General features: G+C 40.5%; 10 protein-coding genes and 1 pseudogene. 6 read left to right on the top strand and 5 right to left on the bottom strand.

Going from position 1 to position 15,104, the window contains the following annotated elements; genetic code table 11:
* Nucleotides 1-196, top strand: a pseudogene (locus tag HWQ40_RS08470) (hypothetical protein); the annotation flags it as partial.
* Between the two features lie 42 nt (nt 197-238).
* On the opposite strand, the gene HWQ40_RS08465 reads toward HWQ40_RS08470, so the two are convergent.
* From HWQ40_RS08465 to HWQ40_RS08455, 3 genes are all read right to left on the bottom strand, one after another.
* Entirely contained in the window at nt 239-1,285 is a 1,047-nt protein-coding gene (locus HWQ40_RS08465) for a zinc-dependent dehydrogenase (RefSeq protein ID WP_292776612.1), read from the bottom strand.
* A 389-nt stretch (nt 1,286-1,674) separates the two neighbouring features.
* A complete protein-coding gene (locus tag HWQ40_RS08460; RefSeq protein WP_292776570.1) occupies nt 1,675-3,108 on the bottom strand; it encodes an efflux RND transporter periplasmic adaptor subunit in 1,434 nt (477 codons plus the stop codon).
* Between the two features lie 102 nt (nt 3,109-3,210).
* Nucleotides 3,211-6,441: an efflux RND transporter permease subunit gene (locus HWQ40_RS08455; RefSeq protein WP_292776568.1), complete on the bottom strand. Its 3,231-nt coding sequence runs from the start codon at nt 6,439-6,441 to the stop codon at nt 3,211-3,213.
* Nucleotides 6,442-6,893: 452 nt separating this feature from the next.
* On the opposite strand from HWQ40_RS08455, the gene HWQ40_RS08450 reads away from it, so the two are divergent.
* Nucleotides 6,894-8,687 (top strand): FAD-dependent oxidoreductase, encoded by a 1,794-nt coding sequence (locus tag HWQ40_RS08450; RefSeq protein ID WP_292776566.1) that lies wholly within the window; start codon nt 6,894-6,896, stop codon nt 8,685-8,687.
* A 107-nt stretch (nt 8,688-8,794) separates the two neighbouring features.
* Nucleotides 8,795-9,022 (top strand): hypothetical protein, encoded by a 228-nt coding sequence (locus HWQ40_RS08445; protein WP_292776564.1) that lies wholly within the window; start codon nt 8,795-8,797, stop codon nt 9,020-9,022.
* Nucleotides 9,023-9,867: 845 nt separating this feature from the next.
* Here HWQ40_RS08445 and HWQ40_RS08440 read toward each other — a convergent pair.
* Nucleotides 9,868-10,767 carry a ferritin-like domain-containing protein gene (locus tag HWQ40_RS08440; RefSeq protein ID WP_292776562.1) on the bottom strand — a complete coding sequence of 300 codons (900 nt, stop codon included), beginning with the start codon at nt 10,765-10,767 and terminating at the stop codon, nt 9,868-9,870.
* A 375-nt stretch (nt 10,768-11,142) separates the two neighbouring features.
* On the opposite strand from HWQ40_RS08440, the gene HWQ40_RS08435 reads away from it, so the two are divergent.
* The gene (locus tag HWQ40_RS08435) at nt 11,143-11,343 is read left to right on the top strand and encodes a hypothetical protein (protein ID WP_094327996.1); all 201 of its coding nucleotides are present in this window, start codon (nt 11,143-11,145) and stop codon (nt 11,341-11,343) included.
* Nucleotides 11,344-11,466: 123 nt separating this feature from the next.
* On the opposite strand, the gene glnA is transcribed toward HWQ40_RS08435, so the two are convergent.
* The gene (gene glnA, locus HWQ40_RS08430) at nt 11,467-12,891 is read right to left on the bottom strand and encodes a type I glutamate--ammonia ligase (protein ID WP_292776558.1); all 1,425 of its coding nucleotides are present in this window, start codon (nt 12,889-12,891) and stop codon (nt 11,467-11,469) included.
* A 358-nt stretch (nt 12,892-13,249) separates the two neighbouring features.
* Here glnA and apcB point away from each other — a divergent pair, with 358 nt between their 5' ends.
* Nucleotides 13,250-13,759, top strand: a complete 510-nt coding sequence (gene apcB, locus HWQ40_RS08425) for an allophycocyanin subunit beta (protein WP_289795133.1) — start codon at nt 13,250-13,252, stop codon at nt 13,757-13,759.
* A 238-nt stretch (nt 13,760-13,997) separates the two neighbouring features.
* On the top strand, nt 13,998-14,915 hold the full coding sequence (locus HWQ40_RS08420) for a Z1 domain-containing protein (protein ID WP_366933933.1): 918 nt from the start codon (nt 13,998-14,000) through the stop codon (nt 14,913-14,915).
* Nucleotides 14,916-15,104: the final 189 nt, after the last annotated feature.

Below are 15,104 nucleotides of genomic sequence, written 5' to 3'. Positions count from 1 at the left end.
ACCTTTGAGCTTCGTCGTTGAACCTTTGAGCTTCGTCGTTGAACCTTTGAGCTTCATCGTTGAACCTTTGAGCTTCGTCGTTGAACCTTTGAGCTTCGTCGTTGAACCTTTGAGCTTCACCGTTGAACCTTTGAGCTTCACCGTTGAACCTTTGAGCTTCATCGTTGAGCCTTTGAACTTTAAACTTCTAGTTTAAACACTCTCTCATCTCTCATCTCTCATCTTCGTCATCTCCCTTTTACGGATAAATCAGTATTTTATAAGTATCGGGTGTGGGTGCGATCGCAACTTCCACAGCTGCTGATAAATCTTTTAATGGATAGCGATCGCTAATCAATGCTTGCACATCAATGCGCTGATTAAATACAATATCAGCTGATAAATTCTGAAGCCGATAAGATGAGCTATAACTACCTATCAAGTCAATTTCTCGACGGTAGAGGATATTCGGGTTGATGGGAATTTCCACCTCATCAGGGAATTCGGCGAAAAATAGGATTTTGCCACCTTTGCGGGTACTATCAAGTGCTTGAAAGAAAGCTTTCTCACTCGGAACAGCCAGCAGTGTAACATCAACACCTAGTCCACCAGTTAGGGTATGAATTTTGGCGGGTAAATCGGGATCGCGAGCATCAAAAGCCGCTTCTGCACCGACACTTAAGGCTTTATCAATTCTAGAGGGTAGTAAATCAGTAGCGATCGCTTTTGCTCCAAAATACTTCACCAACATAATGAACATTAACCCAATTGGCCCAGCACCAGTAACTAACACAGTTTGTCCTGGGGCAATTTGGGCTTTTTTCACAGCTTTCAAGCAGCAGTTCGTTGGTTCGACAAAACTCGCTTCTTCAAAACTGATATTATCCGGGATGGGAATTAGCCCACCGTTTTCCACAATATGTCCAGGAACCTTGACATAATCAGCAAAGCCGCCGCCACTGGCGTTAAAGCCTGCGGTAGTGGAGATGTTCTTGTAAACATCGCACATAGAGAAATTATCACTTAGGCAGTAGGCACAACGCATACAAGGGATGTGGTGCATCACCGCTACCCGTTGTCCAACTTGCCAACCTTTGACATTATTGCCTAATGCTGCGATCGTGCCGGCAGTTTCATGTCCAAAAATGCGCGGCGGTTCATATAGCGGATAACGAATTTTTTTAATATCTGACTGACACAACCCCACAACCCGCACCTGTACCAGCACTTCATCTGATTCCAGACTTGGAACTGGGATATCTTCGTAAGAAAGTTGATTAACGCCTCTAAATACCTGTGCTTTCACGTTGGTTTTTCCCCGCTCAACGATACTAGATGTAACATTAGTGGTCAACGTTAAGCTATTTATTATCGGTTAAATTTACTTTGTTCTAACGCAAGTCACATGCCTTTTCTAACGAAATGCTGCGCCTAGCTTGCTTCCCCATTCGTAAAGCGTCCCGTAGGAAACAGATACACTCCAAACTCAAAATTAACTAATTCTGGGGGTTTAACTCCCCCGCTTCTAAAAGCAGCAAGTTGTGTGGCGAGGTCTAAAACTCCGTTACAAATTACGAATTATGAATTATAGCGTTTCCTAATCATAATAAGGTAAATTATAGTCCCCTCCTCGCTTGCGGGGAGGGGGTTGGGGGTGGGGTTCTTTTACATTACTCAATCGAGAACTGCTATATTTTAATTCTTAGTCTTAGGCTTGGATGCAAGTACCTGAACTGATTTCCCATCTTGGAGAGCATCCGTAGGATTAGTAATTAACCTAACATTAGGGCTTAAACCAGAAACGACTTCAACTTCAGTACCATAATCTCGTCCCAGCTCTACCTTCTGGTATTTAACTTTCTTTTCTTTCGTCACAGTGGCTACTTGTATACCATCTGCATTAATCACTAAGGTATTAGCTGGTACTAATAAAGGTGGATTAGCACGTTCAGTCTTAAAAGTCACTTCAGCATACATCCCAGGACGCAACACATTCTCTGAATTCTGTACTTCAATTTCAGTTAAAAGGGTATTAGAAGTAGCATCTAAGACATCAGCAGTCCGAATAACTTTACCAGAAAAAGCTTTTTTCGGTAGCTCACGAACACGAACAAGCGCAGTTTGTCCAGGGTGAATTGATTGAACAAAAGCCTGGGGAACATTAATTCGGATACGTAAATTATTTGTCTGAGCAATCTTAAATAACCAGGAATTTCCACTATTATTATTACTACCCGCAGAAATTAAAGCTCCAGTATCTATATTGCGAGCAGTAATTACACCTGCAAAAGGAGCAACAATTTGTTTGAATGTTTGTAAAGCAGTTATCCGTTGTAAATCTGATTTACTAACACTTCTACTTGCAATAAACGCATTAATGTTAGCTTTCTGGGAATTAATAGCTGCCAGAGCAGTATTTACACTTTCTTGGTCTGAATTAACGCGAGCAATTAAAGTATCTACATTAGCTTGACTTGCATTAAAAGCAGTTTGACGTTCATCAGCAGCTTGTGTAGTTACGGCTCCTTGCTTTTGAAGTAATTGCCAACGTTGCCAAGTTTGACGTGCTAATTCTAGGTTAGTACGTGCTTCGGTTAATTCCGCCTGTCTAGCTTTTAAGTTGGCTTTTGTTTGAGAAAGATTACTTTGCTTTTGCGCTAAATCTGCCTGAACTTGAGCAAGATTGGCCTCAGACTTTGCCAATTCTGCACGAGCTTGCTGTACATCTTGGTCAGTTTCTGGGGCATCAATTATAGCTAGTAGCTGCCCCTGATTTACACGTTCGCCAATATCCACTAATTTTTTTTGTAAATAGCCACTGGTACGGGCATAAATGGTAGTTTCTTGGCTTGCTTGAATACTGCTAGGTAGAACTAATTCGGTGAAATTAGCAGCAACTTTTGGTTTAACTACATTGACCGAAGAAACTTTTTTTGTTGTAGATTTAGCGAAAGCATTTAATTCTGATTGCTGTTGTAACCGAGGTATAACACCAAGTGCTAAAAGCGCAGTTACAACTAAAGTAGTCGTAGCGATAATGGTGATAAAATTGAAGCGACTTTTTTTAGTCGTTGCCGCGATTGATGTGAGATCAGAATGATCAACTTTGGTATTTTCTTGAGTATCCATACTAGAAAATTTCTATTTGATTTGTTTATTTATGAAAATCTAGGTTTATCTTCTATTCCCGATTTTTTAGATAAATCGGGAATCTAATTATTCACGAATAGTTTACCGATTGGCTACAGTTAATTTGATAGTAGAAGATAATTCTTCCTCTAAATTTTGAGGTTCTTTTCGGCGCAAAATACTGTAAATTACAGGTACAAAAATTAAAGTTGCCACTGTTGCTGCTAATAATCCACCAATTACAGCACGTCCTAAAGGAGCATTTTGTTCACCACCTTCTCCTAAACCAAGAGACATTGGCAACATCCCCATAATCATGGCCCCAGCAGTCATTAATACTGGACGCAAACGGGTATAACCAGCAGATAAAGCCGCAGAAACAGCTTTTTCCCCTATTAGACGTTGCTCATTAGCAAAGGTGACGAGCAAAATACTATTGGCAGTAGCAACCCCAATACTCATAATTGCACCCATCAAAGAAGGTACGCTAAAAGTCGTATTAGTCACAAATAGTATCCAGACAATTCCTGCTAAAGCATTTGGTAGTGCCATCATAATAATGAATGGATCAATCCAAGATTGAAAATTGACTACTATTAAGCAATAAACTAATCCAATGGCAAATATCAATCCTACTTCTAATCCTAGAAAAGATGAATTCATCGTTTCTACTTGGCCTTTCACCATAATTGACGTTCCACGTGGTAACTTATGCTGAAATTGTCCAACTATTTTATAAATATTGCTGGCTACACCACCTAAATCACGACCTTGAACATTGGCGTAAATATTAAATACAGGCTGTACGTTGTAATGATTAACAACAGCAGCAGCTTTCCCACGTTTAACAACAGCAAGATTGCTTAAAAGTTGTGACGAGCTAGAACCGTTAGCTACAGGAGTATTCTGAATTTTTTCTAGTGAGTTAAGTTTGTACTGAGGAACTTGTACTGCTATTAAATAACTGACTCCTTTGATAGGATCGAGCCAAAAATTGGGTGATGTTTGACCACTAGAACTTAATGATGTGAGTAGGTTATTGGCAACATCTCGTTGAGTTAAACCGCTACGTTGTGCTTGAGAACGATCTACATTAATACGTAGGTCTGGGGCATCAACGACTTGATGTAAATGAACATCAACTGCTCCCGGAATTTGAGCTATTTGGGTTTTGATTTGTTTGGCAATTTTGTAGTTATCCCGACGATTTTTAGCTGGGCCTATGACCTGAATATCAATAGGGGCTGGTAAACCAAAATTGAGAATTTGAGTTACTATATCCGCAGGTTGGAAAAAGAAGGTTAATTCAGGAAATTGGGCAGTTAATTTTTGACGTAGTTGTCTAACATATTGCCAAGTAGAATGATGTTTACCTTCTTTAAGACCTACAAGAATTTCTCCATCACCAGGGCCGATGGTTGCTGTGTCACTAAAAGCGAGGTTTACTCCACCTACAGGTACACCAATATTGTCAAGAATAATTTCTAATTCTTCCTCAGGAATAACTTGGCGAATCTCATTTTCAACTTGAGTAAAAATCTGTTCTGTCTTTTCAAGTCGTGTTCCCGCAGGAGCGCGGACATGCAACCGGAACTGACCTGCATCTACTTGAGGAAAAAAGTCTTGACCAACAAAAGGTAGTAAAACTAAGGCGCTTACCCAAAAAGCACCAAACATTGCAAAAACTACACCACGATGATTTAGAGCTTTAGCTAAAGTATTTCGATAGTTTTGGCGAAATTTCTCAAATTGACGGTTAAACTGCTCATGAATCCGCCAGAAAATATCTTTTTTAGGAATTACATGACCATTACCGTTATTATCTAGATTTTCATGTTCAGTATAAAGATGTAGTTCTTTACCAAGCAGAAACTTTGCCAACATTGGTACTACTGTACGCGACAGTAGATAGGAGGCAAACATCGCAAAAACAACCGCCATTCCTAAAGGCATAAATAGCGATTGTGCTACTCCTGTTAAAAAGACAATTGGGATAAAAACAATACAGATTGCCAAGGTTGAAACGAAAGCCGGAACAGCTATTTGTTGTGCGCCATCTAAAATAGCTTGTTGTAGAGGTTTTCCTTGTCCCAAATTGCGGTGGATATTTTCGATTTCTACTGTGGCATCATCAACTAAAATCCCAACTGCTAGAGATAGACCTCCCAAGGTCATAATATTCAAAGTTTGTCCTATCAATCGCAGAGCAATGATAGAACAAAGAATTGATAAAGGAATGGAAATTGCCACAATTAAAGTGCTGCGCCAACTGCCTAAGAATAATAAAATCATCGCGGCAGTTAAACAAGCTGCAATCAATCCTTCGGTTAATACTCCGTGGATGGAAGCTTTAACAAATATAGATTGATCAAATAAGATTTCTAAATCTAATTCTTTGGGTAATGTGGCTTGAATTTTTGGTAGTCTTTCTTTGACTCTAGCTACAACATCTAAAGTTGAAGCACTACCACTTTTGAGAATAGTTAATAAGCTAGAACGTCGCCCATCTCGACGAACAATATTGTTCTGCACTGCAAAGCCGTCATGGACTTGGGCAACATCACGTATATAAATTACAGTACCGTTAATCTGTTTAATGGGTAAATTGTTTAACGCGTCTAAGACTTGGGGACTACTATTGAGTCGAACACTGTACTCGCGATCGCCTAATTTGGCATTTCCCCCAGGTAAGATAAGATTTTGGGCGCTGATTGCGGTTGTGACATCTGTAGCTGAAAGACCTTTGGCAAATAGTGCCTGCGGGTCAATATCTACCATAATTTGCCGAGGTTTGCCTCCATAAGGTAACGGTACAGACGCGCCTTGAACAGTCGCTAGCTGAGTCCGCAGAAAATTATTGCCGTTATCGTAAAGTTCTTGCTCTGATAGTGATGTGCTGCTAACACTTAGCTGAAGAATGGGCACATTAGAGGCATTGTAGCGAATAATTAAAGGAGGTGTAATTCCTGGAGGTAAACCTCGAAGAATCGTTTGAGTATTAGAGGTAAGTTGAGCTACTGCTGCTTCAATTTTTGCTCCTGGTTGGAAGAAAACTTTAATGACGCTAACACCATTGAGTGATTGTGATTCGATGTGTTCAATGTCATTGACAGTGGTTGTAAAAGAGCGTTCACTAGCTGTAACAATACGCTGTTCCATTTCTTCTGGTGAGACACCACCATAAGACCAAATTACACTGACAACAGGAATATTAATTTCTGGAAAAATGTCCGTTGCCATGCGCGTAATAGTAACTACTCCTAAGACAAAAATAAGTATGGAAGTAATTACAAAAGTGTAGGGACGACGAAGAGCAAGTTTAACAATCCACATTATTTTTTAGTTTAAATTCTTCTTTTTTCTTTAGTCTGTCAGTGCGATTTACACTAAAGGAAATTATTATTTAAATTTTAGTTATTCATTACTAATTGCCAAATGAATACTCGCTCAATGCCTTCATTTGCAATCAGTTAGATTTAAAAGCATTAAGACTCATTAATCCGGTAAATCGATAGATTTACAGTATTTTGTGTGAAATTATCTTTGCATACAGATGTGTAAAATGCAAGACCCTGTACCTCACCAAGACAAATGTGTAATATTTCATACGTAATTGCGGTAGTACATTTTAATGGTTTGTAGTAAGCACTTTAGTGCTTAGAAAAGTCCTCTTAAACTTGACAAAAGCTGATTTCTAGAGGTGAATTATAAACTCAGCTGATAAAAGTAGAGCCAAGGATCAACCGAAATCAGCTAGATAGCTAACCCTGGTAGAGGATTTGGTCATGGTTCATCAGACATACATAGCAGATGTCTTAGTTGTCGGTGGAGGAACCGGAGGCACTGCGGCTGCTATCCAAGCGGCGCGACGGGGAGCCAAAACCATTCTGGTGAGTGAATTTCCTTGGTTGGGAGGAATGCTAACTTCGGCTGGAGTGTCTGTACCCGATGGCAACGAATTAGAAGCCTTTCAAACGGGGTTATGGGGTGCGTTTTTGCAGGAATTGCGACAACGACAGCCTGAAGGATTAGATAACAGTTGGGTAAGCTTTTTTAGTTACGATCCCCGGATTGGGGCAAAGATTTTTGCAGATTGGGTGCAGGAATTGCCTAATCTGCACTGGATTTCTGGACAAGTACCTTTAGAGGTGTTCCGGCAGGGTGATTTTATTACTGGTGTCCGCTTTGCTGATTTTGCTGTCACAGCCAAGATTATTCTCGACGGTACAGAGTTAGGAGATTTATTGGCTTTAGCTGAAATACCTTACCGTTGGGGTTGGGAATTGCAATCTGAGTGGGGAGAACCCAGCGCCCCAGCGACTTTTAACTCTTTAACTCAGAAATATCCTGTGCAAGCGCCCACTTATGTAGTGATTATGCAAGACTTTGGTGAAGTGACTGCACTAGAGATTCCGGCTGCCCCTAACTATAATCCATCACAGTTTACAGGTGCTTGGGATGGCTATGGAGCAGAGACATTTTTAAATTATGGACGTTTGCCTGGTGGCCTGTTTATGATGAATTGGCCAATCTGTGGCAATGACTACGGCGAAGGGGTAGGGCGATTGATAGAGTCAGATGTATCCAGAGATGAATTCATCCAAGAATCTCGCTGGCACAGCCAAAATTTTGCTCATTTTATCCAAAAACAGCTTGGTCGTCGCTATGGTTTAGCAAAAAAAGTATTTCCTCACACCCCTACAGCTTTTGCATTGCATCCCTATTACCGGGAAAGCCGCCGCTTGGTGGGGCTAACTACTGTCCGAGAACAGGATATTTTGCCGATCGCAAGAGGTAGAGTTGCATCTATATTTAATGATGCGTTCGCCCTACAGCCCTTCGGGCATCCTACAGCAGGCGTTTGCGAAGCGATCGCGGTTGGTAACTACGCCAATGATCATCATTATCCTGGCGTTCAATTCCCACTGCAACCAAAATCTATCCGCTGGGGCGGACGTTGGACGGGAACTCCTTTTACAATTCCCTACAGTTGTCTAATTCCAACCACAACAGATGGTTTCTTGGTGTGTGAAAAGAATATTTCTGTCTCCCACATTGCCAATGGCGCTACCAGATTACAACCTGTGGTTATGGGAATTGGTCAAGCAGCAGGGATGGCAGCGGCGATGTGTGTTGAGTTAAAATGCCAGCCGAGAGATTTACCTATAAGGAGACTGCAAACGGCTTTATTAGAAGATAATCGCTCAAAAGCGCTAATTATTCCTTTTTTTAATCTTCCCCCCAATCGTTCGGATTGGCGGCACTGGCAACTGTATTACTTAGATAATCCACAAGCCTATCCAGCTAGTGGCGATTGCCCTGACTCCGCTTTTGACAAAGCATTAATTCAGGAAAGTAACTGTTTCAAAGGGATTTTTTACCGCTTGGAACAGCAGGAATACAAATTCACTGTCACAGCCCCAGCCGCATATCAAGGGCAAAGTTGGCAGCTTATGACTTTGCGATCGCATATCGACGAGCAATTACGCGCTTATCCCCACGAACAATTAGTTACATTGTGGGGTCATCACAATCACTCTGGTAATTGGTTATTAGTCGAACATTTAAAAGAACAATAAGAAGAGTTTATTTTCAGTAAAACAGAATACTTTTTGATGAATTGTCCGGATATTAATCAAAAAGCTAAGTATCAGTGAAGTGGAGAGTTCCAAAATAGACATCTGCTATGCGTGCTGCCATTTCACTTTTAGTATCGAGTCTGGTGTTCGGCCCCTTAGCTTTTAACTGCCAAGCAATGGTCAATCACTTATCAACAGGGCTGCCTTCCACGCCTACTTCGGAACAGTGGCTCTCGGCGGCATCTGAACAAGCTTCAGATGATGCGCCACGTCATCGCGGTAGTGGGCGCAGAGAAGTGACACAAAAAGTCCGAAATATCTATGCTCTGGTTTAACTACTGTAGGGTAATGCCTCTTTTCCCAAAGGAACAGAATTACCAGAAAACAGGATGCTGTGCTAACATCTATTACACAGCTTTTCTGGCAGAGATATATACAGTTGACACACGAAAGTCTTCAGCGATCGCTTAGTATTTCAACTGCAAGCTTTGTATATATAGTTGGCCTCAATCCTCCCGATCAAAAAGCAAATCAAATTAAGTGCTTTGATCAATAGCATTACCAACTCCTCAAAAGCTCTACAACTGTTGCTCATATTCGGTGGAAAGCTTTGCATCTCAATCCTCAACGGCTCTAGAAATAGATGTTACTTAGGCCATCAGTTAATCTAAAGCACATCTAATTCAGACATTTTGCTTGTTGAGGAAATAGTCTTAAGGCAACTTCATTTTATTCGCCAATAGATTTTCTTCTCATACATTCAGTAGCTGATTATCTACATAAGCAAGTAACCGATCTTCGCTCTGACATCTGTTTAGCGTCCTTTGCCGAAGCATAAAATCCCTTTCGTTTCATCTCTTGCTTATCTAGCGTATGGATTCGCACAAGTAGTATAGGTTTATTGCACTTGCTAACAAATCTACTATTCTTGACCTACTTTTGCCCCTTGGTTCGTTCTCCTCGTAGATGGCTGGCGACAAAATAAGTGTTAAGAAGGATTTGCCAGATCATCTTAGTCTTTTTAATTATTTTACACCCAAGGCCAGATGCAAAATTTTGCATTTGGTCTTTTTAGATGAATTTTACTTAAAGAAAAGGGAGTAGGGAGTATGGGGATGAGGGAGAACAACTATTAATTATTTCAATGCCCCATGCCCAATTCCCCATGCCCAATGCCCTTTTACACCATTGTTTTCTTGCGATTATTTTCTGTTCCCTGGATGCCGTTGAGGAACATTGGCACAAATTTCTCAATAAACGTCTGTGGATCGCGCTGCCAAGCCCTCTGTGCAGCTTGAATTCTAGTAAATTGCAATTCAGGTGCTAGCAAAGTCTGGGGTAAACGTTCCATCAAGTATTGGGGACGTTGCCAAAGCGGCATGGTATTTGCGACTTCCACCAGGTTGGCAACTCGCCGTAGTTCTGCACCCAAGGTGATATCCATTCCTGATTCAAACGCCGCTTGTTCAATTGCGGTATATTTTCGCTTAGCTTGCTCTACTTTTTGCTGATGTTCTGGACTCTTACGCGCAAGTTCTCCTAGCCAACGATTACCCCACCGGACGTGTCCTACTTCCTCTGGGAGAATTTTTTCAATTGTTTCCCGAATTTTGATGTTTTCTTCTGTCTGCGGTGCTTGTTTAAGCGCGTAAATGTGGGCAGAGAAATACTCACAGCCCCGTTTTTCGGTGACGTTAATTGCAGCAAGCGAAGAAATCACAAAATCTTCGAGGTCTTGGACTGGATCTTGTTGTTCGCGATCAAGTAGGCGTTCAAATTCATTGATATAGGAAGAACCGGGAGGCTTACCAATATCTGCTCCCAGGTCTGTCAACAAGTCAGTTAGCCAGATGGCATGACGAGCCTCATCTGAGATGTGATGAGACAAATCCCGCACTAGTTGCCGTGGCTGTCCATTCAGTTGTTCAATTAGCTCTGTGAGGTCTTTGCAGCTGTGTTGTTCGCTGTAACGGTAGCGGTTGAGGGTAATGAGATGGATTTCGCGATCGCATACCACCCGTTTTAATATATCTCTTGCACTCAAAACATTCTGAAATTTACGCGGGTAGGTAACTGTCATAAATTATGTAAATTTTTGTAAATCTTTATTTAATAGTAACTTAATTTTTGCGAGTGCTGTATTTGTGCAGCTTCAACGAAAAAAAGAGTAAAAGTCACAAAAATTAATCACTTGAGTTGAACTGAACTGTAAATAAAAGTAACGAATAAATGTTCAGTCTTGGGTAAAGTGTGTTTTTAAGCTCAGACCAATCTGAAGCTAGATGATTTTAGTTATCAAAAGTGAATTGGAGAGATTTTCCCCCAAAGCCGGAAAATTGTAGGCAAACAAAATATAAATTTTTGTAAAAAGTAGCTTATGTTACAGAACTTTTGTTATATTAGTCTTGTAAAGAAAGGAAAATTATATATTCACGAAATAGAGAGGACTATGGTTATGTCTATCGCAGATAAATCTCGTGCATTAATGGTGCGCGAACATCAGCAAGTCAAGAATCGCCAACAATCAATACTGATGCGGGCGGCACAAGAACTTGGTCTTCCTGAAGAAGCATCTCACTACTGGAACCCGATTCAAGGGAAGGTAGATGCTAACACTCGGATGATTTATGGGCCCAGCCATGCTTCCATGAGCTAAGTTTCAGAAGTTATAAGCTGGATTTTTTGAGTGAATGTCTCAACTGACAAATCTGGAAAAAAAAGCCACCCTCTACTTTAGGGTGGCAAAACTTATTACTTTTTAGTTAGATACGACTCTTCATTAAGCATCGTAGTAGAGGTAAAATTCGTAGGGATGAGGACGTAGCTGCAACTGTTTGACTTCGTTACCTAGCTTGTAGTCAATCCAATTTTCGATAAAGTCTTCCGTAAAGACACCTGATTCTGTCAAAAAGGTGTGATCTTTTTCCAGTGCTTGCAACGCCAGTTCTAAAGAACCTGGAGTTGAAGGAACCTTTGCCAGTTCTTCTGGAGAGAGTTCATAGATATTCTTATCTAAGGGTTCACCAGGATGGATTTTGTTCTTGATGCCATCGATACCAGCACAAAGCATTGCAGCAAATGCCAAATAGGGGTTAGATGTAGCATCTGGACAACGGAATTCCAAACGTTTGGCTTTGGGGTTAGTGCCAGATAGAGGAATACGGATAGAAGCAGAACGGTTCCCTTGGGAGTAAGCCAAGTTAACAGGAGCTTCATAACCAGGTACTAGGCGCTTGTATGAGTTGGTGCTAGGGTTGGTAATTGCCAACAGCGCTGGTGCGTGTTTGAGAAGACCACCAATGTAGTACAACGCCATTTCACTCAAATCAGCATACTTATCACCTGCAAACAGAGGTTTGCCATCTTTCCAAATGGACTGGTGACAGTGCATTCCCGAACCGTTATCGCCAAAAATTGGTTTTGGCATGAAGGTGACGGTTTTGCCGTATTTCTTGGCAACGTTCTTGATGACATATTTGTAAATCATCAACCAGTCAGCCGCTTCGATCAACTTACCAAAACGGAAACCTAGTTCGCACTGACCACCAGTAGCAACTTCGTGGTGATGCTTTTCAATGGGTACACCTAATTGTGCCATCGTCAACAGCATCTCTGTACGAATATCTTGGAAAGAATCCGTCGGTGAAACTGGGAAGTAACCTTCTTTGAAACGTGGTTTATAACCCAAGTTGGGTTTTTCATCTGTACCAGCTTTACCGGAATTCCAAGCACCTTCTTGGGAGTCTATGAAGTAGTAGCCTTCGTTAGCAGTTTGTGCAAACCTAGCACTGTCAAAGATAAAGAACTCAGCTTCAGGGCCAAAAAAGGCTGTATCACCTATGCCAGTGGAAACCAGGTAATCTATTGCTTTTTGGGCAATAACACGTGGGCAACGGTTGTACCATTCACCTGTGCGGGGTTCTTTAATACTACAAATTATACTTAGCGTTGGGACTTCCATGAATGGGTCGATCCAAGCAGTGTTGGGGTCGAGTACCATCGTCATGTCCGATTCGTTGATCGCTTTCCAGCCCCGAATGCTGGAACCGTCAAAAGGTACGCCATCAGTGAATGCAGTCTCATCGATTTGGTTTTGGTACAGTGTGAGGTGTTGCCAAGTCCCTACTGTATCGATGAATTTGAGATCGATCAGCTGAATTTTTTGGTCTTGGATCAATTTCAAGACTTCTTGTGGTGTTGTCATTGTTACTCCTTCTCTACCAATTTCCTAAAGTAATACCAGAATCTTCCAAAGCATCCTAACCCTGCTGATCTCAATCAAGCCGTGACACACCAGAAATATCTTAAATACTAGACATTAGCGGATTTTGTAGCTTATGTTACAGATATCTCGATTATCAGGTTATATTAACCTTTCGGCGAGCATCTGTACAAAACTGGAAAGTTCATCATATAGGGGTCAACTTTGGCATAGAATCCATAGATAGTGGATAGATTGTTTTTGTGCCGAATCTATTTTTAATAGCACAAAACTTTACTGGTGCATAAGTGCAGCCAAATAAATATCAAACCATAAATAGCAATGATTGGGAGAAGAAGGAATGCGCGATGCGGTAACAAGTTTAATTAAGAATTATGACCTAGCTGGTCGGTATTTTGACCGGAATGCGATCGATAGCCTAAAGTCTTACTTTGATAGTGGTACAGCAAGAGTACAAGCGGCGGCGGCAATCAATTCTAATGCGGCTGCACTTGTCAAGCAAGCTGGTTTGAAGTTATATGAAGAACTGCCAGAATTGATTCGTCCTGGTGGAAATTCTTATACGACTCGTCGTTATGCGGCTTGTCTGCGGGATTTAGACTACTACTTGCGTTACGCCACCTATGCGCTGGTTGCTGGGAACACGAATGTATTGGATGAACGAGTGCTGCAAGGGTTGCGGGAAACTTACAATTCTCTAGGAGTGCCTATTGGTCCTACGGTTCGTGGTATCCAAATTCTCAAGGATCTGATTAAGGAACAAGTAGCAGCAGCAGGTGTCGTTAATACTGCTTTTGTAGATGAACCATTCGATCACATCACACGCGAGTTGAGCGAGATAGATATTTAGCATCTAGTCCTGGTGACTAGAAATCGCAGAACTATACAAACAAAGTTCGCATAAGTGGACTTAATATTTATCGCACTTTGGCTTGATTGGCAAGGTGCGTTTACTTTTATTAATGCAAAAAGTTTTTGTTTGACAAATTAATTAGTAGTACTGGGAAAATTTTATACCTGCTCTTATGATGTTTATTATTGATATAAATAATTTTGGGCAATAGTTCTATGAGTATTAATGATCTAGAATTTCTGCATGGTGCGGCTTTTCTTCGACTCCTCTTGTAATTAATTTAGATCAAGCAATTAGAGAAAAGAGTTCAGATACAGAAAATCAACAAGCTCGCAAATGGTTAGACCAAGCTTACAAAGAGTTAAATAAAACTGCTGAGAATTTACTTCCAATTACTGAACTTATAGATGAATTACAAATTCAACTAAGACGTGCAATTCCTAAAATAATTAATGCAAATAACCCTGAAAAAGAGCCTAATTATAATCCTGGTATGAACATATTAATCGGTGGTAATAGATTAGGAAGAGGTGTAACAATTGATGGTTTAATGGTAACTTATTATGGACGAGATGCAAAACAAAAAGTAATGGATACAGTTCATCAACATGCTCGAATGTATGGTTATAGTTCACAATTAAAAGATGTAACTCGCCTCTTTTTACCAAAACATATACTAGACGCTTTTCGTTCTATTCACGAAGCAGATGAAGCGATGCGACAAGCAATTGGAGATGATATTCATAATATTAAACTACAACCTGTTTGGATAGGAGGAAATCTTAAACCAACTCGTTCTAATGTTTTAGATCCTTCAGTAATTGATGTATTAGTACCAGGCTCATTAGTTTTCCCTCAAAGTCCAGCCTATAAAAAAGATGAAATCGAGGATCATTTCAAAGAAATTGAGAACCTTTTAATAAATTACCAAGACAATAATCAATATTATGAAGTTGATATAGAATTTATCATTAAAATACTCAATTATACAAAAAGTCATTATGTCCTATCGGAAAAATGGGAAGATAAACGTATTATCAAAGGATTAACAGATATAAAATCAAAGGGTATGACAAAGGGTCGTTTAAATGTTCGTAGAGGTGAAAGAAATAATAATCAGGGATTAGATATGACGAGAAAATACCCTTTTTAGTGGATGTTTGGCTTCGGATCAGGTAGGTGGTCATTAGAGGCTAAAGAAAAATATCCCGATGTCCCAACATTAATTATTTGCTATCAAAAAGGTGAAAAAAGCAAGAAATGGGATGGTCATCCTATATATCTACCTATAGGACTCCTATTTGAGTTTTGAACAAATTCCGTACATCTGAAGGGTGGCAAA

Origin of the sequence: Nostoc sp. NMS9 (assembly GCF_017114995.1) — a bacterium.
Taxonomy (GTDB): domain Bacteria; phylum Cyanobacteriota; class Cyanobacteriia; order Cyanobacteriales; family Nostocaceae; genus Nostoc.
This window is presented reverse-complemented; position numbering and strand designations above follow the sequence as displayed.